Consider the following 236-nt stretch of genomic DNA (forward strand, 5'->3'; position numbering starts at 1 on the left):
CCTAGTCTTCAACACCGAGTCCTGACAACTCTGACGTGGGTAAATCGATTGAAGCGTTTCTGTCCCATTAGCGCTATTTCAATGGAACTTGTCCGTTTTGATACCCAACTGATTCAAAACCCAGAAATCTCTAGTGTCGAGTATCAACAGGGAGAGTTTGTGGGGTATGAAGTCCGAGAATACCTTCTAGAGAAATGGGGTAGATGTTGTCTCTACTGCAGCCAAGAAAATGTGCC

General features: G+C 44.9%; 1 protein-coding gene. It reads left to right on the top strand.

Annotated features, from left to right (window positions below; all coding sequences use genetic code 11):
* Window positions 1–236: RRXRR domain-containing protein (locus AC0QH1_RS05005; protein WP_324629816.1), on the top strand; the 236-nt coding region annotated here is incomplete at both ends.

It is taken from the genome of Phormidium sp. CCY1219 (assembly GCF_055795085.1).